The sequence below is a fragment of the Paraburkholderia sp. GW821-FHT02A12 genome (genome assembly GCF_059422005.1).
In genome coordinates this window covers 1303988-1329799 of sequence record NZ_JBWKWA010000001.1, presented here as the reverse complement: position 1 = coordinate 1329799, position 25812 = coordinate 1303988, and the positions used below count along the sequence as shown (strand labels likewise).

Below are 25812 nucleotides of genomic sequence, written 5' to 3'. Positions count from 1 at the left end.
CACCCGATGGAGGAGACATATGGAAGCCCTGCTGGAACCCGCTGCGAGTCAGCCCGCCGCGACGGTCGAGCCACCGCCCGCGCAATTCAATTTCGCGGCCTATCTGTTTCACCTGAATGAAACGCGCGCGGCCAAGACGGCTTATATCGACGACGCCGGCGCCATCACTTACGGCGAACTCGAAGACCGCGCCCGGCGCTTCGCGAGTGCGCTGCGCACGCTCGGCGTGCATCCGGAAGAACGCGTGCTGCTCGTGATGCTCGATACTGCCGAGTTGCCGATCGCCTTTCTCGGTGCGCTCCATGCAGGCGTCGTGCCGGTGGTGGCGAACACGCTGCTCACCGCCGCGGATTACGTCTACATGCTCACGCATAGCCACGCGCGCGCCGTGATCGCATCCGGCGCGCTGCTGCCGAACGTCACCCAGGCGCTGGCTTCCGCCGAACATGACGGCTGCCAGCTGATCGTCTCGCAGCCGCCGGAAGACCAACCTGTTGCGGCGCCGCTGCTGAAAGATCTGCTCGACGCCGCCACGCCCGCCGCCAAACCGGCCGCGAGCGGTGCCGACGACATCGCGTTCTGGCTGTATTCGTCGGGCTCGACCGGTAAGCCGAAGGGCACGGTCCACACCCACGCGAATCTGTACTGGACCGCCGAGTTGTATGCGAAGCCGATTCTCGGCATCGTGGAAGACGACGTGGTGTTTTCCGCGGCCAAGCTGTTCTTTGCCTATGGTCTCGGCAACGGCCTGACGTTCCCGCTGTCGGTCGGCGCAACCGCGGTGCTGATGGCGGAGCGCCCCACCGCCGACGCCATTTTTACGCGCCTCGTCAAGCATCGGCCGACCGTGTTCTATGGCGTGCCGACCCTGTACGCGAGCATGCTGGTGTCGCCCAATCTGCCCGCGCGCGCCGATGTCGCGATGCGCGTGTGCACGTCGGCAGGCGAAGCGTTGCCGCGCGAAATCGGCGAGCGCTTTACCGCGCACTTCGGCTGCGAAATTCTCGACGGCATCGGCTCGACCGAGATGCTGCATATCTTCCTGTCGAATCGCGCGGGCGCTGTCGAATATGGCACCACGGGACGGCCCGTGCCCGGCTATGAAGTCGAACTGCGCGACGAAGCGGGCCACCTCGTGCCCGATGGCGAAGTCGGCGATCTGTATATCAAGGGGCCAAGCGCCGCGCTGATGTACTGGAGCAATCGCGAGAAGTCGCGCGCCACCTTTCTCGGCGAATGGATTCGCAGCGGCGACAAGTATTGCCGCCTCGCGAACGGCTGCTATGTGTACGCGGGCCGCAGCGACGACATGCTGAAGGTCAGCGGTCAGTATGTGTCGCCGGTCGAAGTGGAGATGCTGCTGGTGCAGCATGACGCGGTGCTGGAAGCGGCAGTGGTCGGCGTGGATCATGGCGGGCTCGTCAAGACGCGTGCGTTCGTCGTGTTGAAGCGCGAATTCGCGCCGTCTGAGATACTCGCGGACGAGTTGAAAGCCTTCGTCAAGGAACGGCTCGCGCCGCATAAGTACCCGCGCGATATCGTGTTCGTCGACGACTTGCCCAAGACCGCCACCGGCAAGATTCAACGCTTCAAACTGCGCGAACAGTCATAAGGTGATCCATGCAGAACCCCGCAACCGCAACCACGGATAGCGACTTCGCCGAACTTCCCGCTACGGCGGCACATGGGCCATTGAGTATCGAATATCGCTGGGTCAATGAGGCAGCCGGCGAGACCGCCGGCGATGCGCCGATCGCCGTGTTCCTGCACGAAGGACTCGGTTCGATTGCGATGTGGCGCGACTGGCCGCAGCGTTTGTGCGAGCGGCTCGGCATGCGTGGGCTGGTGTATTCGCGTCCCGGCTATGGACGCTCGACGGCGCGTGCGCATCAGGTGAAGTGGCCCGTCGACTTCATGACGGCGCAAGCGCGCGATATCCTGCCCGCTTTGCTCGATGCGCTCGCTATCGACATGCAGGAGCGCAAGCGCATGTGGGTGATCGGCCATAGCGACGGCGGCTCGATCGCGCTGCTGTATGCGGCGCTGTTTCCAGATGCATTGGCGGGCGCGGTGGCTATTGCGCCGCACGTATTCGTCGAAGACATTTCTGTGGAGAGCATCGCGCAAACCAGGCAGTTGTACGAGACCACCGATCTGCGCAGCAAACTCAGCCGCTATCACGCCGACGTCGACTCCGCGTTCTACGGCTGGAACGATATCTGGTTGAATCCGGCCTTCAGGGCGTGGACCATCGCCGGGGAACTGGCGAGCATCCGCAAGCCCTTGCTCGCGGTACAAGGCCATGACGACAACTACGGCACGATGGCGCAGATCGATACGATCGCCGGGCGCGTGCCCCATGCTGAACTGGTCAAACTCGATGCTTGCGGACACTCGCCGCATCGCGACGCGCCAGACGCGTTGAATGAGGCGATAGCGGCGTTCGTTGCGAAACAGCGTTAGCTGAAACCCGTTCGTTTGAACCGTTATGCAACTGCGCCACCCGGCGCAGTTTTTTTATGCGGCACACGTTAACAAGTGTGCTTCGCACAAGAGATATTATTGGGCAAGCATTCAAAACACTTGTAGACTTCCGCGCAACCTCGCCGATTTCCTTAATCGCCAGAAACATTAAAACAACAAATCCGCTTAATGACCCAACATCGGACCCAACATCGGACCGCGCATCAGACCGCGCATCAGACCGCGCATCAGACCGCGTATCGGACCGCGTATCGGACCGCGTATCGGATTTCACATCGATTCAATGCCAATGAAGCTGTCTGGTTCCGTGATTCCGCTCAGCCGCACGCTTCATTGAGCGCATTCATCCCGCTGCGTCAAACAGCTCGTCTGCTCAATTCACCATTTCCATTCCAGATTCACCGCCCGCTTTTCCCGCTTTCTGTTGCACGCATGCTCCGGGCCGGCCGCGCGAAGCGGATGATCCAGCCGGCCCTTTCTCTTTTCTCCTTTGTATTCTTTCACCTGACAGATTATTGATATGGGCCAGATCATCGTTGTTCTTTTCTTTGCATTCGTTATTGGCGCCGCAGCGGTATTCGCGTCGAAATCGCTACGTAAGGATCACCAGCCACAAATGCGCTACGGCGTGATTGCATTCGTCTTGGTCACGGCTGCCGGGCTTCTGTTTTCGTGCTTTACCCAGGTTTCGCAATCGCGCATCGGCGTGGTGACCACATTCGGACATATCGAATCCGAAACACTATCCGAAGGCCCGCATCTGGTCAGTCCGGTTTCGCGCGTGCACGAAGTGTTCATCGGGCTGGATGTCGCCAAGGTGGAAGGCGCTCAGGCGGCGTCGAAAGATCTGCAATCGGTCCATACCGATCTGACGATGAACTACCGCGTCGATCCGAACAAGGTCCGCGCGCTCTATGCCATGGCGCCTTCGCTCGAGTATGAGGCGTCGTATGTGCAGCCTGCGATGTTCGAAGTGTTCAAGGCGGTCGCGGCACGCTACACAGCCGAGGAACTGGTCACGAAGCGACAGCAGGTGTCAACCGACATCATGAGCGGCCTGATTACCAAGCTCAAAGGTTATGGCTTCCTGATTCAGGACATCAACATCACCAACTTCAAATTCAGCGCCGCGTTCGATCAGGCAATCGAAGCAAAGGTCACCGCGAGCCAGCGCGCCGAACAGGCCGAGCGCGAACTTGCGCGCGTGAAGTTCGAAGCGGACCAGCAGATCGCCAAAGCGCGCGGCGAAGCGGAATCGATCGCGATTCAGGCGCAGGCCGTCAAGACCAACGGTGGTCAGGAATATCTGCAGTTGCAGGCGATCAACCGCTGGGACGGCAAGCTGCCGACCTACATGGGCGCCGGCGCGCCGCTGCCGTTTCTGAACATCGAGAAGTAAAACGCCGCGTTGCCGCTGTCCGACCCATGGGCAGCGGCACCTCCTCACCGCACCTTCACAAAAGTTACACGGGTAAGCGATTATTCTTCCGATCGCTGACCTGGGCACCTGCATGCCCTCGCGCACCGTCCCCCGTGCCGGAGACATTCCATGTCCGTCGTGTCGAAGCCTGTTGCTGCATCACGTCGCAAACGTTTGACAGGAGCGCTGATTGCCGCGTCCTTCTGCGCGCTGATCAGCGCATGCAGCAATGACGACGACAAGGCGCCCGGCACCAGCACCGTTCATTCCAGCAGCACCGCTGATCAGAACAGCAGCACCGCGCAGGTCTTGTCGGCGAACCCGTCTTCCGCCTCACCCGTATCACCCGCTCTCACGATTCAAACCCCCGCGCGGCTTGCAGCAGGCGCCGACACCGCTCTGCCGGCCGCCGCGTCGGCGCCACTCGCCACACCCGTCATTCACACCGTAGATTGATTTCCGTGACCCTCGCGACGCGCGGCTCACGCCAAGGCTGCGCGTTTCGTTCCTCTCCAGTGAAGATCGAAAGCCAAAACCATGACCTTAAAAAATCGCCGTGATTTTCTGCGCTCCGCCGCGCATGCCGCCGGTTCCGTCACCGCGTTGAGCATGCTGCCGCCGGGCATCCGCAACGCTCTCGCGATCCCCGCCAACAACCAGACCGGCAGCATTCGCGACGTCGAACACATCGTCGTGCTGATGCAGGAAAACCGCTCGTTCGACCACTACTTCGGCACGCTCAAGGGCGTGCGCGGTTTCGGCGATACGCGCGCGATCACGCTGCCCAACGGCAAGCCAGTGTGGTATCAGCCGCTCGCCGCCGATCTCGGCTACGTGCTGCCGTTCCGTCCGAGCGCGCCGAACCTCGGCCTGCAATTCCTGCAAGACCTCGCGCACGACTGGAACAGCACGCACGCCGCATGGAACGGCGGCCGCTACGATCAATGGGTGCCTGCCAAGAGCGCCACGACGATGGCCTACCTCACGCGCGACGACATCCCGTTTCACTATCAACTCGCCGACGCCTTCACGATTTGCGACGCCTACCACTGCTCGCTGATGGGCCCGACCGATCCGAACCGCTACTACATGTGGAGCGGCTGGGTCGGCAACGACGGCAACGGCGGCGGTCCGGTGATCGACAACTCCGAACTCGGCTACGGCTGGTCGACCTATCCGGAAGTGCTGCAAAATGCGGGCATCTCGTGGAAGATCTACCAGGACGCCGGCACCGGTCTCGACGCGAACGGCTCGTGGGGCTGGACGCAAAATGCGTACATCGGCAACTACGGCGACAACTCGCTGCTCTACTTCAACCAGTACCGCAACGCGCAGCCGGGCAATCCGCTGTATGACAACGCGCGCACCGGCACCAACGCGGCGAAGGGTGACGGCTACTTCGACATTCTCAAGCGCGACGTGCAGAACAACGCGCTGCCGCAAGTCTCGTGGATCGTCGCGCCGGAAGCGTATTCCGAGCATCCGAACTGGCCCGCCAACTACGGCGCGTGGTACATCGACCAGGTCTTGCAGGTTCTCACCTCCAATCCCGAGGTGTGGAGCAAGACGGTGCTGCTGATCAACTACGACGAGAACGACGGCTTCTTCGATCACATGGCGCCGCCGTTCGCGCCGGCGTCGAGTGCGAACGGTTTGTCGACGGTCGATACCAGCAATGAAATCTATCCGGGCGACTCGAAGACGGTCGCCGGCCCGTACGGTCTCGGCCCGCGTGTGCCGATGCTGGTCGTCTCGCCGTGGTCGAAAGGCGGCTACGTGTGTTCGGAAGTGTTCGACCATACGTCGGTGATCCGCTTCATCGAAAAGCGCTTCGGCCAGCAGCACAATCTCGGCGAATCGAACATCACCCCGTGGCGCCGCGCGGTGTGCGGCGATCTGATGTCGGCGTTCAACTTCAGCAACCCGAACGACGCTTTCCCGACGCTGCCGAGCACGAGCGCTTATGTGCCGCCCGATCACAATCGCCACCCTGACTATATTCCGCTGCCGCCGGCCGTCCAGGCTGTGCCCAGGCAGGAACCCGGCGTGCGCCCGGCTCGCGCGCTGCCGTACGAACTGTTCGTGCGGGTACACGGCGAGGGCGCGGCCGGCAAGCTGGCGATGCGTTTCGTCAACACGGGCCGCGCCGGCGCAGTGTTTCTCGTTTATACGGCGTATAGCCTCGACGCGCCGCGCACCTATACGGTCGAAGCGGGCAAACGCCTTCAGGACCAGTTGCCGCTGAATCCCGACGGCTCGTACGATTTCACCGTGCACGGCCCGAACGGTTTTCTGCGGCGCTTCTCGGGCACGCCGATTGCCAGAAGCTGGTGGAACGGGGGCGATATCGCACGGCCTGAAGTCGCCGAAGGTTACGACGTCGCGAACGGGAATCTGCAACTACGTCTGGAGAATGTGGGCAGCGCGCGTTGCCAGTTCACCATCGTCAACGCGTATGACCCGAACAACGTGATCAGGCATTCGGTGCGCGGCGGCGATACCGAACAGCTGTACCTCGATCTGCGCAACGCGCATGGCTGGTATGACCTGGCGATCACAGTCGATACCGATCCCACCTTCGCACGACGCCTTGCCGGACACGTGGAAACCGGCAATAGCAGCATGAGCGATCCGGCGCTGGGCGCTTGAGCTTCAGTTAAACGTCTTGCCATAAACAACGGCCGCTGCGATAAAACGCAGCGGCCGTTGTTTTCGCTCGTCATGCGCTTCCGGGCATCCGCCTCAAGCTGCGATACGGCGTCACGCACGGCGGATACCGATCCAGTTGCGCCTGCATCAAATGATGCGGCCGTCCATACGCAAAATAGCCGACAGTGTGGGACCGGCGGCAGCCGGTCCTTTATCCTGCACGCTTGTTCCGGGCGGCCCGACTGGCGCGCCACCGAAGCAGCAATCCGACGAGAGCCGCGAACGCGGCGGTCGCTGCATAGCCGGCGAACCGAATGGCGTGTTCGCTGGGCAGGCGGGAGATCAGTACGACGATAACGGCTAGCGCAAGCAGCGCTAGAAATCCGATCATCAATTTCATCGCCCTCTCCACCCCGAATGTTTTGAAGTACTACCCCGCTCCGCCGTAAAGAACGGCACAACCACGACAGGCACCCCAAGCATACCTGTGGGCGACGCACGCGGTGCAGTCGGGGAAACCAGACACAGAACCTCCGGGCTCAAGCGCTCAACCGCGCCCACTCCCTCTCGCCTGCTCCAACATAAACTCGATAAACGTCGAAGCGGCCCGGGTGTGATGCCGATTCGGCATATACAGCATGTACATGTGCGTCCCAAAGATACTGAGCCGCCACTCATCGAGCGCAGTCACCACGTCGCCGCGGCGAAGATCCTCCTGCACCACATAATCAGGCACGAGCCCCACACCAAGACCCGCCAGCACAGCCTGACGCAAAAACAAAAAGTTCTCGGAAATGATCGTCGGCTCCAGCAGCACTTCATGCCGCACGTCGCGCAGATAGGCTGCAACGCGCAGCTGTTTGCCGACCACTGCCGCGGTGATCAGCGGCGCGGTCCGCAGATCGTCGAGCTTCTCCGGCATGCCATGGCTCCCGGCAAAAGCCGGCGAAGCGCAAGCAACATATCTCACCGGCCCCATATCGCGCGCGACCAGATTCTGCGGCGGCTCCGACATTACCCGCACCGCGATATCAACCTCATCGCGCATCAAATCTTCGACGCGATTCTCGAACATCACGTCCAGCACGATGCCCGGATAGAGACGCTTGAACGCAATCAGCCAGTCCGCCATCACCAGTTGCCCGTAACCGCTCGGCACGCTCAACCGCACCCGCCCCTGCAAGCTTTGCCCAAGCGTCGTGACCGACTCGTGCGCGGCGAGCAGCGCGTTCTGAATCGTGCGGCCGTGTTCGTACAGTTGCAGACCGATTTCGGTCGGCTCGACCCGGCGGGTAGTGCGCCTCACCAGTTGCAAGCCGATCGAGCGCTCGAGCTGGTTCAGGTGATAGCTCACGTTCGCGCGGCTCATCTTCAGCCGCCGCGCGGCTTCGCTGAGGTTGCCCGCGTCGAGGATATCCACCAGCAAGGTCAACGAATTGACGTCCATGGCGACACCTTTGTCAAAATAATTTTGACAGTCTGTCAACCGTCCATGTAATTGTCAATAAACCTTGTCCAACCGACAATCGGGACATTCGGAGAGTCCGCCAGATCGGCATGCCTCGATAACAGTCAGGAGACAAGACCATGACCCTCAACCCTTCGGCCGACGTCGTGACGCGCGAATTGCGCGGCAAAGTGCTGCTGGTGACGATCGACCACGCGCCCGTCAACGCGCTCTCCGCCGATGTGCGGCGCGGCCTGCTCACCGCGATCGAGACCGCGGACGCCGAGCCGGCCGTCGAGGCGGTGCTGATCGTCGGCGCCGGCCGCAACTTCATCGCCGGCGCGGATATTCGCGAGTTCGGCAAACCGCCGGTTCCGCCTTCGCTGCCGGACCTGTGCAACCGCATCGAAGCGTGCGCCAAGCCGGTCGTGGCGGCGATTCACGGCGCCGCGCTCGGCGGCGGCCTGGAAGTGGCGCTGGCAGCACATTATCGGCTGGCCGTCGACGGTGCGAAGCTCGGTTTGCCGGAAGTGCAACTCGGTCTGCTGCCCGGCGCGGGCGGCACGCAGCGCACGCCGCGTCTGGTGGGCGCGCAGGCCGCGCTGGATCTGATCCTGAGCGGCCGCCATGTCAGTGCGAAGGAGGCGCACGCGCTGGGTCTCGTCGACCGGCTCGGCAGCAGCGGCGACATTCTTGCCGAAGCCCTCGCCTACACGCACGAACTGCTGGCCGCGCACGCGCCGGTGCGCCGCACGCGCGACGCCGGCGCGCTGAGCGATCGCGCCGCGAATCTTGCCGCGGTCGCTGCGGCGCGTGCGGAAACGGCGAAGAAATCGCGCGGCCTGTTCTCGCCGATGAAGATCGTCGAGGCGGTGGAAGCCGCCATCGAACAGCCGTTCGAAGACGGCCTGCGACTCGAGCGCAAGCTCTTTCTGCAATGTCTCGACAGCCCGCAGCGCGCGGGGCTGATCCACGCGTTCTTTGCCGAACGCGAGGTGCTCAAGGCGCCGGAAACACGCGACGCGAAACCGCGCGCGCTCGGCAAGATCGGCGTGGTCGGCGGCGGCACGATGGGCGCGGGCATCGCGGTCGCGGTGCTCGACGCGGGGCTGCCGGTGACGATGATCGAACGCGACGACGCGTCGCTCGCGCGCGGCCGTGCGCACATCGACAAGGTCTACGACGGCCTGATCGCCAAAGGCCGCATGAGCACCGCCGCGAAAACGGACGTGATGGCGCGCTGGAGCGGCAGCACTTCGTACGACGCGCTCGCCGACGCCGATCTGGTGATCGAAGCGGTATTCGAAGACATGCCGGTCAAGCAAGCGGTGTTCGCCGAACTCGACCGCGTCTGCAAAGCGGGCGCGGTACTCGCGACCAACACCTCGTATCTCGACATCGACGCGCTCGCGGCCAGCGTCGCGCGCCCGGCCGACGTGATCGGCCTGCACTTTTTCTCCCCCGCCAACGTCATGAAGCTGCTGGAAGTGGTGGTGCCGAAGCAGGTCAGCGCGGACGTGGTCGCCACCGCGTTCGAACTCGCGAAGAAGCTGAAGAAGACGCCGGTGCGCGCAGGCGTGTGCGACGGCTTCATCGGCAACCGCGTGCTCGCCGTGTATCGCGCCGCCGCCGATGCAATGATGGAAGACGGCGCATCGCCCTATCAGATCGATGCAGCCGTGCGCGCTTTCGGCTTTCCGATGGGTCCGTTCCAGGTGGTCGATCTGGCGGGCGGCGACATCGGCTGGGCCGCGCGCAAGCGGCGCGCCGCCACGCGTAATCCGCAAGCTCGCTACGTGCAGATCGCCGACCGTCTTTGCGAACGCGGCTGGTTCGGCCAGAAGACGGGACACGGTTTTTATCTGTATCCCGAAGGATCCCGCAGCGGCACACCCGACCCTGAAGTCGAAGCGATCATCGACACCGAGCGCAAACGCGCCGGCATCACCCCGCGCACCTTCACCGACGAAGAAATCATCCGCCGCTATATGGCCGCGATGATCAACGAAGGCGCCAACGTCGTGCATGAAGGCATCGCGCTACGGCCGCTCGATGTCGACGTCGCCTTCCTGTACGGTTACGGCTTTCCGCGTTATCGCGGCGGTCCGATGAAATATGCGGACATGGCCGGTCTGCCGACGATCCTTGCCGATATCCGTGAGTTCGCCAAGGAAGACCCGCTGTTCTGGCAGCCGTCGCCGTTGCTGGTGGAACTGGTCGAACGCGGCGCCGATTTCGCGACCCTCAATCAGACGGTTTGAAACGGCGCGTCTAACAGCACATCGACAGGCGGCGACGCGCGCGCCGCCTGTCTGCCCAATATCTACGGAAGAACCCGCTATGGATCTGAACTTCACGCCTGAAGAAGAAGCCTTCCGCGCCGAAGTACTCGGTTTTCTGCGTGACAAGCTCCCGCAGCGTCTCGCCGACAAGGTGCACGGCGGCCGGCGCCTGACGCGCGCCGACATGGCCGAGTGGCACGCGGTCCTCAACGCACAAGGCTGGCTCGCCAATCATTGGCCGAAGGAGTATGGCGGTCCCGGCTGGAGCGCGGTGCAAAAATTCATCTTCGAGAACGAATGTGCATTGGCGGGTGCGCCGCGCGTCGTGCCGTTCGGCGTCAACATGCTCGGTCCGGTGCTGATCAAATACGGCAACGAAGCGCAAAAGCGCCACTGGCTGCCGCGCATTCTCGACGGCTCCGACTGGTGGTGCCAGGGCTACTCGGAACCCGGCGCGGGCTCCGACCTGGCTTCGGTTAAAACCACTGCCGTGCGCGGCGCCGATGCGCAAGGCGAGCACTACATCGTCAACGGCCAGAAAACGTGGACCACGCTCGGCCACTACGCGAACATGATCTTCTGCCTGGTCCGCACCGCCACCGACGTGCGCAAGCAGGAAGGCATCAGCTTCCTGCTGATCGACATGAATACGCCCGGCGTCGAAGTACGGCCGATCATCACGCTCGATGGCGAGCATGAAGTCAACGAAGTGTTTTTTACCGATGTGCGCGTGCCGGCTGAGAACCTCGTCGGCGAAGAGAACAAGGGCTGGACCTACGCCAAATACCTGCTCACGTATGAACGCACCAATATCGCGGGCGTCGGCTTCTCGGTCGCCGCGCTCAATCGGCTGCGCAAGATCGCCGCGAAACAGCGGCGCAATGGCCGGCCGCTCGCGGACGATCCGCAGTTCGCGGCTCGCATGGCGCGCGTCGAGATCGACCTGGAGAACATGAAGACCACCAACCTGCGCGTGATCGCCGCGGTGGCCGGCGGCGGCGTGCCGGGCGCGGAGAGTTCGATGCTGAAGATTCGCGGCACCGAGATCCGCCAGGAAATCTCGTCGCTCACGCGGCGCGCGATGGGACCCTACGCGCAGCCCTTCATCGAGGAGGCATTGCACGACGGATATGAAGGCACACCGGTCGGCCCGGACGAGGCTGCAAGCGCCGCTTCCTTGTATTTCAACAATCGCAAGCTGTCGATCTTCGGCGGCTCGAACGAAATCCAGAAGAACATAATTTCCAAAATGATCCTGGGACTGTAAGAGGCGCACTCCATGAATTTCCTGCACACCGAAGACCGCCGCATGCTGGCGGATACGCTCAATCGCTTCATCAGCGAGCAATACGGCTTCGAGACGCGCGACAAGATCGCGCGTTCGGCGGAAGGCTTCAGCGCCGAGCTGTGGAATCGCTTCGCAGAACTCGGCATGATCGGCGCGTTGTTCGATGAAGCGCAGGGTGGCTTTGGCGGCAGCGGCTTCGATATCGCCGTGGTGTTCGAGAGCCTGGGCCGCGGTCTCGTGGTCGAGCCGTTTCTCGACACACTGATCGTCGGCAAGGCCATTGCACGCAGCGGCAACGATACGCAGAAAGCGATGCTTGCCGGATTGATCGACGGCTCGCGGCTCGTCGCGCTCGCGCATGGCGAGCCTGATAGTCACTATGAACTGTCGCGCGTGACGACACGTGCCGCGCGCAGCGGCGACGCATGGCGTCTGAACGGCGCGAAGGCGGTGGTTCAGCAAGGCGAAAGCGCCGGGTCGTATCTGGTCTCGGCGCGCACGCACGGCGCGGACGACGATGAAGACGGCATCGCGTTGTTGCTCGTGCCTCGCGACGCAGCGGGCGTGAACGTGCGCGGCTATCGCAAGATCGACGGCGGCCGCGCGGCTGAAGTCACGTTCGACGACGTCGCGCTCGGTGATGACTGCTTGCTCGGCACGGCCGGCGATGGTTTTGCGACGCTCGAATACGGCATTGGCTGCGGCGTGCTCGCGCTGTGTTCCGAGGCAGTCGGCGCGATGGATGTCGCGAAGGACTATACGCTCGAGTATCTGCGCACCCGCAAGCAGTTCGGCGTGCCGATCGGCAGCTTCCAGGCCTTGCAGCACCGGATGGCTGACCTGTTGCTCGAGATCGTGCAGGCGCGCTCGGCGGTGATCAATGCCGCTGCGGGGCTTGCGGGTGAGCGCAAAGTGCGGGAAAGGGCGCTCTCAGCGGCCAAATACAGCATCGGGCGGATAGGCGCGCTGGTTGCCGAGGAGTGCATCCAGTTGCATGGCGGCATTGGCATGACTTGGGAGTTGCCGCTTGCCCATTATGCGAAGAGGTTGGTGATGATCGATCATCAGCTTGGGGATGAAGATCACCATCTCGAACGGTATATCTCGCTTGGGCGCGGTTGAGGGCCGTCAAGCCGGCGCCCTTCGCCTCAAACTCGCGCCAATATGCTCATCGGGCAAATACGCGCGCCCACGCCCAAACAACTTTTCACGCAGCGTCCCTTCGGCGTAAGCCGTCTTGTAAGCGCCTCGTTCCTGCAACTCGGGAATCACCAGATCGATGAAAGCGCTGTAGCATTCCGGCGTAACAGTCCGGGCCAGATTGAATCCTTCGATATCGGTTTGCTCGATCCACCCGATCAGCTCATCGGCAACTTGCGCGGGAGTGCCGACAATCGCCGGATAGCGGCCGCCCAATTGCAATTCTTCGCGCAGAATCTGCGCGACAGTGCGCTCCTTGCCCGCGCCGCAAACTGCTGGCCGCGCCCCGACGAACCCGCCTGAAAAAGAACCGGCGTGCGTTGCGGAGACGGCTCGGACAGGTGATAACCGTAGACGTTGTAGTAACGCCCGTGATGCTCGATCCGATGCACCCTGGCAGGATCATCTCTTGTCTCTGTAACCCATCGTAAAAACGAGTTTTTCAATCCATGCGCAGCCGTCATCGCGTTGACATTGGGAGTAGTGTTCCCGCCTCGCGTCGACTCGACCGTGATCGGCCGGGTGACCAGACTGGCTACGTATAACCGCGATATGCAGGTCTTTGCGCCGTACCGCGCGCCGCGCGAGCGCGCTCCCCGTCTAATGGCTCTCCTCACGCGCATCGATCAGCGTGCGATCCAGGCCGTATTTCCTGAGCTTCTGATACAGCGTGCTCTTCGCTATGCCCAGGTGCCGGGCTGCGGAGGTCAGGTTCCCACGAGAGATGATGATCGCATTGCGAATCGCACTATGCTCCGTCGTTTCCAACGTCACGCGACCGTCGCGCGAAACCGGCTCGTCACCTCTGGAGCTCACCTGCCCGTTGCTCGAGCGCAGCTCCGGAGGCAGATCATCGAGCGTCAGCCTCTCCGCGCTTGCTGTGAGAAGCATGCTCTCGACCACGTTGTGAAGCTCCCTGACGTTGCCAGGCCATGAATACGCGTCGAGCGCCGCAATAACGCCGGCGTCAATCTCGGGGTTTGCCCCGCCTTGCTCGGTCGCGAACTGACGGACAAGATGTTCGGCCAGGCGGCGAACGTCCCCCGGCCGGTCGCGCAATGGAGGAATACGAATACTCGTGACGGCGACGCGATAGAAGAAATCCATCCGGAAGCGCCCTTCTGCGACCTCCGTTCTCAAGTCGCGATTGGTCGCCGCAACGAGCCGAAAAGTCACTTTCCTCGGAACGTTTTCACCGAGCCGATAGATTTCCCCCTGCTCGAGTACCCGCAGGAAATGCGGTTGCAGATCCACCGGCATTTCGCCGATTTCGTCGAGAAACAAGGTCCCGCCATTGGCCGCTTCGATCTTGCCAAGTGCGCCGCCTCGGCGCGCGCCAGTGAACGCGCCGTCGCCGTAGCCGAACAATTCGCTCGCCAGGAGTTCGCGCGACAGGCCGCCACAGTTGAGCGCAACGAAGGGGCCATCGTTCGCCTCGCTTGCCTGGTGAATTCCTCTCGCAAACAGTTCCTTGCCTACTCCAGTCTCGCCTAGCAGCACGACCGGTGCGCGTGAACGGGCGATCTGGCGAGCCCTGCAGACGGCATCGAGCAGTGCCGGGGCTTCGCCAAGAATGCTCTCGAAACCGGCCGCCGCCTTGTCGTCGGCACAGCCACGTAGTGTGCTGACCGCCCTGCGCACGGAGGCCGTGCGACGCACGAACGGAATGATAAGCAAACTGCCGATGCGCCTGCCGTCGTCGATCACTGGCTCGATCCAGTCGGGCTGGATCCAGTGAGGCAGATCGGCGGGCGAAATGTATGCAACTGAGGCGTCGGTGGCGAGTGCGAGGATGCGCCTCGGTCGGGTGAGAGAAAGATCGCCGCCGGCGGCCGCAATCGCAGCTTCGGCGTGTTCGTTGACCTTGATCGGATAGCCGCCGTGATCGAACACAACCGCACCATCGGTCGCGAGCTTCGCCATTCGGCTCACGCAGCGATCGAGTAGCCGATAGCGAAGTTCCATTGTCCGCGCAGCCAGACGGCTTTCAATACGGCTGGCGGCCGTGACGACCAGTGCCAGGCTATGACGATTGTAGGATTCAGATAACCCGGACACATCGATGACGCCAATGATCGTGCCGTCGCGCGGATCACGGATCGCGTTGGCCGAGCAGGTCCAGCGCTTGATGCCGACGCAGAAGTGCTCGGCAGAATGGATCTGCACGGGCTGGCCAACCTCGATCGCAGTACCGATCGCATTGGTGCCACAAATCATCTCGTTCCAGGACGCGCCGGGCAGGAGCTGGATCCCGTGGGCCGACGCGATGGCGGCCGGGTCGCCTTCCAGGTTAAGGATGGTGCCGGCCGGTTCGGCGAGGGCCATGATCGTTTCGGTTTGAGCCAGAAAATCGCGGGCGTGCGCCATTACCGGCGCGCTTGCCTCAACCAGATCGCGGTGATTGCGTTGCAACGAGTACAGCAGGTGCTCGTCCAGTGGCGGCGGCGCGTGACCCAACCTGGGATCGACCTGTCGCTCGACGCAGCGTTGCCACGACGTGTCAACGAGGTGCCGCACGACACTGTGCGGTACTTCCCCGCCGTTCAGGAATCGCTCCCATGCAGCCATGATGACCGCTTCGTCGCCGGGGTTCGAGAACATCTGTGTGGCATCCGACATGCCCATACTTGTCTCCTTTTTTATATCGCCTTGTACTAGCGGTTAGGCGTGTCATGCGGCTTGCGCGGTTATCGCTGCCGCGCCGCAACATGGCAAACCCATTCGGCTCACGCAAGGAGAAGGGCAAGATCGATGCCATCGATTGAATGCCACAGGAGAATGTTCAGTGCGCCACCCGGCGTTCGATTTCCGGACGACGGACGGATCAGACACCGTTCGATTTTCGAACGGTGTCTGCGCGCCGGCGCGCTCGTTCGGATAATCCTTTTTGCGCCGCATCAAACTGCGCTCGTGGAGCGGCTTATGAACGCAGCAACGTCTCTCAGTCGACTGCGGGCCGGGCGCGGTAAAAGCCGCGCCCAGCCCTTTACGCTAGTCAACGCGCTCGGGAACCGGCAACTGCAACCACTCCTTGTAGAACGCCTCGATATCCGGCTCGAAATCGTGAATCACCGGATACCACGGCGTCGGCGCTTCGACGTCGTGCATGGTTCCGCAACTCGGGCAGTAGTACTCGCGGTAGACCTGCCACTGGGTGTCGGGGGCCATGAGCTTCGGATAGACCTCGAGCATGGCCTCTTCGGTGTCGCGCACATAGACGTTGGCGTACAGTTTCCAGTTCTCGCGGTAGTCGCAGAACTCATGGCCACAGTCGCACTTGACGAGCCAGTCCTTGCTCTTCACGGCCTGCACGATATGCAGGTGCGGCCCGAGCGGCAAGACGATCTTGTCGGGCCATGCGACCTTGCCCTGCAATACTTCGAGATACTGGCTAAAACGCTCCTGATCTTTCGGCATGGACAACATGCGCACGGTCGTGTCCCAGTCGAGTCGCCCCTCGACCAGATTGCTGACCTGTTCTTTCGTGTAAGCAGACATTTCGATACTCCTTGATTCGCTTCGATATCGATACCGGTATGGATTACTCTTCGACCTGAACCACCGTGGTCACGTCGGGCAGCAACGAGAGATCCATCCGGTATTTCGAGCCGTAGGACGGCACGTCCAGCTCTGCCTCGGTCATATTCCAGTCGGCAGGCAGGTCCCAGAACTTGCGGAAGTCGTTGAGAAATTTCTCCGACAAACCGAAGCTGGTCGCGAACATGTGACGCACCGGGCGCGACGCATGTTTGGTGAGGACGCGCTCGCGCTCTTCCTTCATCCATTCCCGCGTCGGCAACGAGCGCGCAAGCCGCTCCGCGCGAATTTCTCCGCGGCGCTTCACGGTCTTTTGCGCATCGACCGCCCAGATTCCCGTGGCGTCCTGTGACAACACCGCGCCGTATACCTTCCCGGCAAATTCGGGGAGCAGGAAGCCGTTGTTGAGATCCTTCGCAATCGCTTCAGCTTCCCGATCGAGCGGGTCACCAAAGCCCGGACCGCCGCGCAGATAATTGAGGTACAGGTCGTGGTTTTCGTAGCAATCTTCCGTCGTCATGCATTGCTTGTCGCGCTTGACCCTGGAAGTCGCATCGATGTGCCGCTCGTAGTCCGGCGCGTCGGGATTCGTGTCGCCGCCGAGCGGCAGCGAGAGCCCCTGCGCAATGCGCTCTTTCAGGCCCGTCTTGTGAGCCTCGAACCGATAGCCGGTGGCAGACGGATAGCCGCCCATGAATCCCCAGTCGCTGTTCATGTAGCCATTGCCCATGAAGAACATGGTCCAGTCCTGGGCTTTCCAGACCATGCGCAGGGTTTCGAAACCACACCCACCGCGATACTTGCCATAGCCGCCGGAATTGGCTTTGACGTTGCGCCCGAGATAGAGCAACGGTTCGGCCATCTCCCAGATCTCGATGTCGCCCATGTCGCCTTCGGGGTTCCAGATCGCAGCCGCGTGATTGAGACCGTCCTTGATGGCGCCGGCGCCCGTGCCACACGACGAGGCCTCGAAGCTGTTGACCGCGTGCACCTCACCGTCCTGGTTGATGCCGCCGCCTTGCAGCCAGTTCGACGTATTGGCATTGCCCGCGTTGACTTCTTCCAGATAGCCACGGCTGAAGTACGCCTGGCCGAGCCCCCGCCACATGGCACTCCACCCCGACACCAGGAAGTGCCATGCATAGGCGTGCCCGGTGCGGCGATCGTCCGGATTCATCCATGTGCCCTTGGGCAGGCGGAACTCCGTGCCGAAGTAGGCGCCGTCGTTGATGCGCTGGGTCGGCACCAGGGTCTGGGTCATCATGACCCAGATGCCGCTCGTGAACGCCACGTGGTGCGCGTTATAGGTGTGCCATCCCCAGCGGCTCGCGCCTTCGAAATCCAGCCGCCACGTAGCGTCGGGGCGGATCGTCATTTCCACCGGCGAGTGCATGATGGTGTCGATCTTGGCGAAGGCCGAAGGCGTCTGGATATCTTCGTGGGCGTAGGGCACATCCACAAAGGCGACCTTGCGGTATTTGCCGGGCAGCGTCATTGCCTTGATGCGGCTTTGCAGGCCACGACGACCCTCTTCGATGACCTCATAGCTGAACTTCTCGTAGGCTTCCAGCCCCTCGGTGGCGATGACCTCTTCGACCATGTCGCGGATCATGTGGCATCCGGCGATCCGGGTGCGCTCGTCCAGGATCCAGTATTTCGGCGTGCGTACCGAGCGCTGGCTTTCATGCAGCCAGTCGCGCAACGGCTGGTCGTTCACGCCGGTCTTGCGGCAGGTGATCTGGTAGCCGTCGCCGAAGCGCTGGACCTGGCCCGTCGACATCGAACCCGGCGTCACCGCACCGGTGTCGATCACGTGCGTCACGCCACCCACCCAGCCGATGAGTTTGCCGGCCCAGAAAATCGGCACGATCGTCGCAATATCGCAAGGGTGAACGTTGCCGATCGAGCAGTCGTTATTGGTGAACATGTCCCCCGGGTTGATGCCTGGGTTGTCCTCCCAATTGTTCTCGATCATGTACTTGATCGCGGCGCCCATCGTGCCGACGTGGATGATGATGCCGGTCGAGGTCAGCACGCAGTCGCCGACCGCGTTGTACAGCGTGAAGCACAATTCGCCTTCCTGCTCCACGATCGGCGACGCGGCAATCTTCTTCGCGGTTTCGCGAGCGTGCACCAGACCGCCGCGGATCTTGGAGAACAGTTTCTCGTAGCCGATCGGATCCTTCTCGCGCAACTCGAGCCGGGCGAGCCCGTTGTAATGGCCCGTCTTGCTGGTGCGCGCCATGATCTCGGCGCGGAACGCTTTCAGGGTCTTGCCGTTGGCGAGCAGTTCGGGCTGGCCGACTTCCTTGGATGACATGAGGTTCATTTTCGTCTCCTTACTTCACTTCTTGCAGATGGAACAGACGGTGCTTGTCGAGCGTGGTCTCGAAACCATCAGGCACGACGAAGGTGGTGGACGCGGACTCGATGATGGCCGGCCCCACGATGTGGTTACCCGCCATGAGAGACTCCATCTGCCAGATGTCGGCTTCGACCCATGTCTTGTGGCGATAGAACGGGCGCTTGCCGAGATACGCAGATTTGGGCGGTGTTTCGCCTGCTTCCGGGTCCTCCGGCAGCACCGGCTTCTGCGTGGCGACAAGGCCGCGCATGATCGCGCCGGTAGCGCTGAAGCCCAGTTCCGGTGAGCGGGCGGAACTCGCGTACACCCTCGAGTAGGTTTCCTCGAACGCGTCGGTGATCTTCTTCCAGTCCGCCGCGGTGATGGCGGCGCTGATCGGCGAAGTGATCTCCAGATCGTTCAGTTGTCCCATGTACTGCATCCGGTAGCCGGGCAACAACGTAATGTCTTCCAGCTTGAAGCCGTTGATGACGAACTCCTCCACGACCTTGTCGGCCAGTTCCTTCCACGCGTCCTGAATCACCGCACAGGCCGTCGCTTTCTGTTCATCGGGGGCGTCCGGCGCGACCGCGATATCCACGCTCTTGTCGTAGCGGTACTCGAAGTCCGCGCATGCGCAACCGAACGCAGAGAATCCGGCTGCCCATGCAGGGACGATCACATCCTTGAAGCCCAGGCCTTCCGTATATCCGTAGGTATGCACCGGTCCAGCCCCGCCGTACGAGAAGCACACGAAGTCGGTGGGGTTGTAACCCTTCGCGCTGATGTTGGCGCGCAAGTACTCGTGCAGGCTGAGGTCGAGCAGTTCGATGACGCCCGCAGCGGCATCTTCCACAGAGAGGCCAAGCGGATCGGCGATCTGGGCCTTGATGTGTTGCCGTGCACGTTCGACGTCGAGCTTGATCGCGCCGCCGAGGAAGTTGTGGGGGTTGAGATAGCCCAGCACCACATGGCAGTCGGACACCGACACCGTATCGAGTCCGCTTTCCGGCCAGCATGTACCCACGCGATAACCCGCGCTATCGGGCCCGAGCTTGATGGAACCGCTATAGGGGTCGAGCCGCACAAAGCTGCCCGCTCCCGCGCCCACCGAATCCATCGCTACCAGCGGCAGCGACAGCACGAGACGAGCCATGTCCGGATCGGAGGCGATCGCAAAGTTGCCCTTGGTGATCAGCGCCATGTCGAAACTGGTGCCGCCGATATCGCTGCATGCGATGTTCTCGTAGCCCAGTCTTTCGCCAAGCAGCCGCGATCCGATCACGCCCCCGATCGGACCGGAGACGATCGTGCGGGCGAGCTCCCTGGCCTTCCAGCTGATCGTCCCGCCGTGCGTGGCCATCACCCGCAGATCGAACTTCGCGCCGTGCTTCCTGAAACGGTCACTGACCTTCTTCAGCGTCTGCCGGGACGGTTCGGCCGCGTAGGCTTCGAGAATGGTGGTGTTGGTGCGGTGGCTTTCCTTGCGCGACGGGTAGTAGTCGACTGACGCGAAGACCGGAATGTCCACGCCGATTTTTTTCAGCTCGTCGCGGCAGACATCGCGAGCGCGTTTTTCGCTCGATTCATTCTTGTGGGACTGCAGGAGACAAATGGCAATCGCCTTCGATCCGGCATCCACGAGTTCCCGCGTCGCCTTGCGCACTTCGTCTTCGCGCAGGGAGATGACGATTTCACCCTGGACATCGGTGCGTTCCGTCACACCGCGGGTGCGCGAAAGCGGGACCAGCGGTTCGTCGTAGCGGTGGGTGTTGAGGTGGATGCGCTCTTCGAGCGCGTAGCCGAGATAGCTCTGGATGGCACGCCCCATCGAGTGAATCTGTTCGAAGCCTCGATTGCAGATGAGCCCCACATCCAGGCCTTTGCGCTGAACCACGCGATTGAGCATCGCCGTACCGGAATAGACGCACGTCACCAGTTCGGGGTAGACCTCGTCCACTTCGCGAGCCCACTGCGTCAGCGCGTCTTTTGACGATTCCAGAATGGCCAATGACTCGTCCGCCGGATTGCTTTGGGCTTTGCCGACCACGAAGCGGCCATCTGAACGCACGAAGAAGGTATCGGTCATCGTGCCGCCGGCATCGATGCCCAATACCTGGACGTGTGAAAGTTGCTGTTCCATTAGTGTCTCCAGCTCTCCTTGATTGAACATCGCCTCAACGACGAGGCGCGATGCGAAGCGAGCATTGCGATTCGCTTCGGAGGAGATAATTGCAAGGGGTATGCCACTGGACGGCCGAACCCGCGCGGAATCGGCAAGCCCTTGACTGGCTTGGCTCTTCAGGGCGTCTGCTGACGGACTGGAAATGGCCGACGCGTTCGTGCAGCGACCGATTCCTGGACGGTCGGCCGTTTGGAGAGCGGATTTCGAACGCAGGTCTGAAGGGGTGAGCGACGTGCAGGAGGACCTGCGTGAATGCGTGTTACTGCGGCCGCGGTAGGGTGAACCGCGAGGTTCGGTGGCGCGTCGCCTCAGCCAACGCGAGCGGGGACGTAGCGCAGCGGCGTCATGATCCCCTGTCGCAGTCGACGATGCTCAATGTCGCCGGGTAATCTGCCGGGTGGTTCCAAGGTCCTGCATCAGCGCGTACTTCCTGATCTTCTGATACAACGTGCTTTTTGCTATGCCGAGCTGCGCAGCCACCTGGGTCAGATTGCCCCGGCTTTGCTGGATCGCAACGCGGATCGACTCGGCTTCTGCCATTTCCAGCGAGCGGACCTTCTGGAGTGCAAGCGCGGACTGCACCGAGGGCGCCGTATCCTGAGCGCCTGCCAGAACGGCTGAAGCGCCGATTTCGGGCGGCAGGTGGTCCACCGTTATTGGACCATCCCGGGCCATGAGCACCGCGCCCTCGATCGCGTTGCGCAACTCGCGAACGTTGCCGGGCCATGCATAGTTCAGCAGACATTCGTACGCGACATCATCGAAGACGGCATGGGCCACGTTGTAGCGTTGACGCGAGACACGCACCCAATGCGCGATCATGTCGGGCAAGTCCGCCTTGCGTTCGCGCAGCGGTGGTATCGAGATGTTCGTGACAGCCAGCCGGTAATACAAATCCATGCGGAATTTGCCATCGGCCACGTCGGCACGCAGGTCGCGATGCGTGGCAGCGATCAGACGGAAGTTGACCTTGCGAGGCGTGTTCTCGCCCAACCGGTAGATCTCCCCTTCCTCCAGCACTCGCAACAAATGCGGCTGGATGTCGAGCGGCATTTCGCCGATTTCGTCGAGGAACAGCGTGCCGTGATTGGCCGCTTCGATTTTCCCCGTCATGCCGGATTTGCGCGCGCCAGTGAATGCCCCTTCCGCGTAACCGAACAGCTCACTGGTCAACAGGTCGCGGGACAAGCCGCCACAATTCAGGGCGACAAAGGGGCCGTCAGCCCTCGCGCTGGCCTGATGGATGCCTTGCGCAAACAACTCCTTGCCGACGCCCGTTTCACCGAGAAGCAGCACCGGGACCGTGGCTTTGGCAAGCTGCTGCGCTTTCTGGACAGCCGCACGCAGTGCGGGACTCGTGCCGACAATGCGCGAGAACGCCGGCGCAGGCGCGGTGTCAGCGGCCGGCATCGCGTCAGGCAGCGCAGCGGCGCGCCGACTGGCGGCCGGCGCAATCAGCATGAAGCCGAGTGTGTCGGCGTCTTCCTTGACCCGCTCGATTCGTGCGACGCGCAGCCACGCCGGTGATTGTAGCGACATGGCGCCATCTGCAATCTTCGCGATGTCCGGGATGGGAAAAGCACCCTCCAACGCGCCAGACAGACCGAGACGAGCAAATGCGGCTGGCGCCTGCGGGTTGGCTTTGACAAGCCGACCGCACTCGTCCACCACCACGACACCATCCACACGCCCGGAGCAATAGACCATGCACCGCTCCATCAGGCGCAGGCGCCGCTCCATGGCGAATTTGGCGAGCCGACTCTCGATACGCCCTGCCATTGAGACGATGAACGCCAGACTATGCTGGCTGTAGGTTTGCGCAAGCCCCGAGACGTCCAGCACTCCGAGTACCCGGCCATCCAGCGGATCGCGGACCACTGTGGCGGAGCAGGTCCACCGCTTGATGCCTGCGCAGAAATGCTCGGAACCGTGGATCTGCACCGGTTGCCGCAAAGCGAGGGCCGTGCCGATCGCGTTGGTGCCGCAATTGAGTTCTGTCCAGTTGCAACCGGGTATCAGGCGGACTTCGCCTGCCGGCTCAACGATGCGCGTATCGCCAGCCAGTTCGAGGATCATGCCGTCGGGATCGGCGAGCAGCAGGATGGTTCCCGTCTGCGAAAGGAACTCCCGTGTCTGCTGGATAAGCGGCACGCTGGCATGCATCAGGCGGTCGTTCCTGGCTCGCAGGTCGAACAGACGCCCTTCTTCCAGAGGCGGGGGCGCAGAGGTAGTACCGGGGTCCACGCTTGCGTCCAGGCAGCGGCGCCAGGAATCGTCTACCACCCCACGCAGGGCACCATTGGCCGACTTGTCACCTTGAATCAAACGTTCCCACGCCGCCATGACACTGGCGTCGCGATCCGGACTGGAGAACCAGTCCACTGGCGTACCTGTCTCTTTCATGCCGTCTCCGTATGAGCATGACTTTCTCTCCCGACCAGCGGGCTCACCCCCGCCTGATGATGTTTTCCTTTTTTGGGTCGTGAAGCGCGATTGGCCCGGTTGATAGCCCGACGACTCCTGTCCACGGCGATGAGCGCTGGGACGGCCTCGATGCTTCGAGCGTAGTGTTTTCGAACGCTTCGCTGTCCGATACAGGCCGAGGCGCTATCAGGGCCGTCGGTCGGACCGTTCCTGACGCCATGGCTGCTCTCATCAGCGCTCTGTCACGACGCAGGCGCCATGCGGACACAGGCCTCCGTTCAAATTCTATCCCTGAAAAACAGGACCGTCCGGAAATCGAACGCTTGGTACATCTGGCGCCCGCCCCGGCGACGGACCGCCAGAAAAATCCACATGGAATCAATCGCTTACACGGACCATGAATGCTGGCATAGCTCATGCGTGTAACTGGGCGGAGGCGAGCCCCAATGGTCGCTTCCAGGTTCGGTCCGATAGCCGAAGCAGCGGTTGACGGAGCACTTGACGGGAATGAGGTCGAAGGAGAAGGCGATGAACACCGGTCAGATGTCCTTGCGTTTGCTGGTCGACAAGTGGTTGGCGCCGACCCCGGCGATGCCGGTTCGCGTCACACGCTTCGGTCGCACGAGTGCGAATCACAAACGCTATGTGCGTGTCGAGGCATTGCGTTCGACCGGCCTGCTGGCGATTCTTTTCTTCAGGCACGATGACGGCTCGTGGTGCGTATTCCCGCCGAGCGTCGAAAGCGGAAGGCCAGCCATGAGGGTGTATTAGTCTGGATAGCGAACTCATGCGCCGGGCGCCCGCAGGTAATCACCGCTGAATCACTAACGATCGTCCGGGCCGAGCTAGGCTGCCGAATCTGACTATCTTGGCGGGCACCGAAGCAAGCCTGCAACGGATAGCTCAACGGCGGTTGGACAAGTTCTAGCGGCATTGAAGAGCAGATGACCAAGCATCGCGGGGGCAACCCAAATTGAAGAAGCGCCCGGACGTACAAAGAACGTCCAGGGGAATCCGATGTTAATTTGATGGTCGCTGTGCAGGTCGCGGAAAAACAAGACCGCGCAGAGCCTTGACTCTGCGCGCTTCCACCGCCATCACTGGCGGAGACTCCCTCTGGCAAAAGATCGATAGGCCGCGCTAGTGTCCATCACACGTCCTTGCTTCTCGGAGGCGAATCAGTTGCTCTTCCCGGTCGACGTACATTTGGACGGTTAGCAGTCCCATCCGAAGCCGTCAAGAATGACCGCGCGTTACCGGCATGACCGGTTCCCGTGCGCGCAGCACGGGCACCGGTACACGAGCGAGCAAAGTTGCCCGGAACGCCAAAGCAACAAATGCGGCCCCCTCGCCCCGCGGAAAACTCCGCTCTGTTCCCACGAGAGCCGTCCGCCGTGTGAGGGCAAACGTGGGGGCAAACCATGAAAAAAGGCCTTACGGCTTTCACCGTAAGGCCTTGATTTCTTTGGTCGGGGCGAGAGGATTTGAACCTCCGACCACCTGCACCCCATGCAGGTACGCTACCAGGCTGCGCTACGCCCCGAACAGCACAAAATTATAACAGACACTTCATTCGATTAGAACCGCCACGCACCAACAAAGCAAACTTAGTGGCCAAACTTAGTGGCCAAACTTAGTGACTCAACAAATCGATCACCTGCAGCAACTCTTTGCGTAACTGGTCTACATCGACCGCGGCCGTTGATGCAGCCGGCGCCGCTACGCCCTCGCCTTCCTCGATCACGTCGGCCGATTCACCAGGCACGCCGCCGCCAGGTGAATCAAGCCGATTGCGTGCCCCGTTGATCGTGAAGCCCTGCTCATACAGCAACTCACGAATCCGCCGGATCAACAGCACCTCGTGGTGCTGGTAATAGCGGCGATTGCCGCGCCGCTTGACCGGCCTCAACTGCGTGAACTCCTGTTCCCAATAGCGCAGCACATGCGGTTTCACACCGCACAGTTCGCTGACCTCACCAATCGTGAAGTAGCGCTTCGCCGGAATCGGAGGCAAGACGACTTTTTCGATCGTCGCTGTCATCGTCAGTTAGCCGTCGTGGTGGGTTGCGCAGGAACGCGCCGGTCAATCAGCGCGTGAAGCTCGCTTCAGCGCCGTTCTCAACCAGCGCCTTCAGCTTTTGACTTGCATGGAACGTCACGACGCGGCGCGCGGCGATCGGAATCGCCTCGCCGGTCTTCGGATTTCTGCCTGGGCGCTGGGGTTTGTCGCGCAACTGGAAGTTGCCGAACCCCGACAGCTTCACGCTATCGCCACTCTCCAGCGCATCGCGGATCACCTCGAAGAACGCTTCGACCATGTCTTTGGCTTCCCGCTTGTTGAGCCCGACGTTGTCGAACAGCAACTCGGCAAGTTCCGCCTTGGTGAGCGTCGGCGTTTCACTGGAAACGGCGGCGGGTGATGTCGGAATATCGCGAATCATGGCGCTGCGTTGCGCCGTAAGAAGGGCTTCGAAATCACTCGAGTTCATTTCATTCATATCTATCAAATGGCGCGCCAAGCAGAAACGGAGGTTGCGAAAAATGCCGTGCAA

At 61.9% G+C, this 25812-nt stretch carries 19 protein-coding genes, 1 tRNA gene and 1 pseudogene; 10 read left to right on the top strand and 11 right to left on the bottom strand.

Annotated features, from left to right (window positions below; genetic code table 11):
- Positions 1-19 precede the first annotated feature (19 nt).
- From AC07WT_RS05875 to AC07WT_RS05850, 6 genes are all read left to right on the top strand, one after another.
- Entirely contained in the window at positions 20-1612 is a 1593-nt protein-coding gene (locus AC07WT_RS05875) for a benzoate-CoA ligase family protein (protein ID WP_494946378.1), read from the top strand.
- A gap of 8 nt (positions 1613-1620) precedes the next feature.
- Positions 1621-2463, top strand: a complete 843-nt coding sequence (locus tag AC07WT_RS05870; RefSeq protein WP_494946377.1) for an alpha/beta fold hydrolase — start codon at positions 1621-1623, stop codon at positions 2461-2463.
- 189 nt (positions 2464-2652) lie between these two features.
- The gene (locus AC07WT_RS05865; protein ID WP_494946376.1) at positions 2653-3003 is read left to right on the top strand and encodes a hypothetical protein; all 351 of its coding nucleotides are present in this window, start codon (positions 2653-2655) and stop codon (positions 3001-3003) included.
- Between the two features lies 1 nt (position 3004).
- On the top strand, positions 3005-3883 hold the full coding sequence (locus tag AC07WT_RS05860; protein WP_494946375.1) for a prohibitin family protein: 879 nt from the start codon (positions 3005-3007) through the stop codon (positions 3881-3883).
- A 150-nt stretch (positions 3884-4033) separates the two neighbouring features.
- A complete protein-coding gene (locus tag AC07WT_RS05855; protein ID WP_494946374.1) occupies positions 4034-4360 on the top strand; it encodes a hypothetical protein in 327 nt (108 codons plus the stop codon).
- An 81-nt stretch (positions 4361-4441) separates the two neighbouring features.
- Positions 4442-6553, top strand: a complete 2112-nt coding sequence (locus AC07WT_RS05850) for a phosphocholine-specific phospholipase C (RefSeq protein ID WP_494946373.1) — start codon at positions 4442-4444, stop codon at positions 6551-6553.
- A 211-nt stretch (positions 6554-6764) separates the two neighbouring features.
- On the opposite strand, the gene AC07WT_RS05845 is transcribed toward AC07WT_RS05850, so the two are convergent.
- Together AC07WT_RS05845 and AC07WT_RS05840 are read right to left on the bottom strand one after the other, a co-directional pair.
- Positions 6765-6953, bottom strand: coding sequence for a hypothetical protein (locus tag AC07WT_RS05845; RefSeq protein WP_492592038.1), 189 nt, complete (start codon positions 6951-6953; stop codon positions 6765-6767).
- A 147-nt stretch (positions 6954-7100) separates the two neighbouring features.
- Positions 7101-8000, bottom strand: a complete 900-nt coding sequence (locus AC07WT_RS05840; RefSeq protein ID WP_494946372.1) for a LysR family transcriptional regulator — start codon at positions 7998-8000, stop codon at positions 7101-7103.
- 140 nt (positions 8001-8140) lie between these two features.
- Between AC07WT_RS05840 and AC07WT_RS05835 the strand changes: the two genes are divergently transcribed.
- From AC07WT_RS05835 to AC07WT_RS05825, 3 genes are all read left to right on the top strand, one after another.
- Positions 8141-10261, top strand: a complete 2121-nt coding sequence (locus AC07WT_RS05835) for a 3-hydroxyacyl-CoA dehydrogenase NAD-binding domain-containing protein (RefSeq protein WP_494946371.1) — start codon at positions 8141-8143, stop codon at positions 10259-10261.
- A 79-nt stretch (positions 10262-10340) separates the two neighbouring features.
- A complete protein-coding gene (locus AC07WT_RS05830; protein WP_494946370.1) occupies positions 10341-11549 on the top strand; it encodes an acyl-CoA dehydrogenase family protein in 1209 nt (402 codons plus the stop codon).
- Between the two features lie 12 nt (positions 11550-11561).
- Positions 11562-12692, top strand: a complete 1131-nt coding sequence (locus AC07WT_RS05825; protein ID WP_494946369.1) for an acyl-CoA dehydrogenase family protein — start codon at positions 11562-11564, stop codon at positions 12690-12692.
- Positions 12693-12698: 6 nt separating this feature from the next.
- Here AC07WT_RS05825 and AC07WT_RS05820 read toward each other — a convergent pair.
- The 6 genes and pseudogenes from AC07WT_RS05820 to AC07WT_RS05795 all read right to left on the bottom strand — a co-directional run.
- A pseudogene (locus AC07WT_RS05820) lies at positions 12699-13174 on the bottom strand (hypothetical protein); the annotation flags it as partial.
- Positions 13175-13370: 196 nt separating this feature from the next.
- Positions 13371-15395 carry a sigma-54-dependent Fis family transcriptional regulator gene (locus AC07WT_RS05815; protein WP_494946368.1) on the bottom strand — a complete coding sequence of 675 codons (2025 nt, stop codon included), beginning with the start codon at positions 15393-15395 and terminating at the stop codon, positions 13371-13373.
- A 366-nt stretch (positions 15396-15761) separates the two neighbouring features.
- Positions 15762-16268 carry an acetone carboxylase subunit gamma gene (locus AC07WT_RS05810; RefSeq protein ID WP_494946367.1) on the bottom strand — a complete coding sequence of 169 codons (507 nt, stop codon included), beginning with the start codon at positions 16266-16268 and terminating at the stop codon, positions 15762-15764.
- A gap of 43 nt (positions 16269-16311) precedes the next feature.
- Positions 16312-18636 (bottom strand): hydantoinase B/oxoprolinase family protein, encoded by a 2325-nt coding sequence (locus AC07WT_RS05805; protein ID WP_492592045.1) that lies wholly within the window; start codon positions 18634-18636, stop codon positions 16312-16314.
- Positions 18637-18646: 10 nt separating this feature from the next.
- Positions 18647-20794 carry a hydantoinase/oxoprolinase family protein gene (locus AC07WT_RS05800; RefSeq protein WP_494946366.1) on the bottom strand — a complete coding sequence of 716 codons (2148 nt, stop codon included), beginning with the start codon at positions 20792-20794 and terminating at the stop codon, positions 18647-18649.
- 414 nt (positions 20795-21208) lie between these two features.
- Complete coding sequence (locus AC07WT_RS05795) at positions 21209-23239, bottom strand: sigma-54-dependent Fis family transcriptional regulator (protein ID WP_494946365.1); 2031 nt, start codon at positions 23237-23239, stop codon at positions 21209-21211.
- 549 nt (positions 23240-23788) lie between these two features.
- Between AC07WT_RS05795 and AC07WT_RS05790 the strand changes: the two genes are divergently transcribed.
- Entirely contained in the window at positions 23789-24031 is a 243-nt protein-coding gene (locus tag AC07WT_RS05790) for a hypothetical protein (protein ID WP_492592048.1), read from the top strand.
- A gap of 695 nt (positions 24032-24726) precedes the next feature.
- On the opposite strand, the gene AC07WT_RS05785 is transcribed toward AC07WT_RS05790, so the two are convergent.
- The 3 genes from AC07WT_RS05785 to AC07WT_RS05775 all read right to left on the bottom strand — a co-directional run bounded on the left by AC07WT_RS05785 (position 24727) and on the right by AC07WT_RS05775 (position 25758).
- Positions 24727-24803: transfer RNA gene (locus tag AC07WT_RS05785), tRNA-Pro, on the bottom strand.
- A 90-nt stretch (positions 24804-24893) separates the two neighbouring features.
- The gene (locus tag AC07WT_RS05780; protein ID WP_494946364.1) at positions 24894-25301 is read right to left on the bottom strand and encodes a MerR family transcriptional regulator; all 408 of its coding nucleotides are present in this window, start codon (positions 25299-25301) and stop codon (positions 24894-24896) included.
- A gap of 46 nt (positions 25302-25347) precedes the next feature.
- Positions 25348-25758, bottom strand: coding sequence for an integration host factor subunit alpha (locus tag AC07WT_RS05775; protein WP_492592147.1), 411 nt, complete (start codon positions 25756-25758; stop codon positions 25348-25350).
- Between the last annotated feature and the right edge of the window lie 54 nt (positions 25759-25812).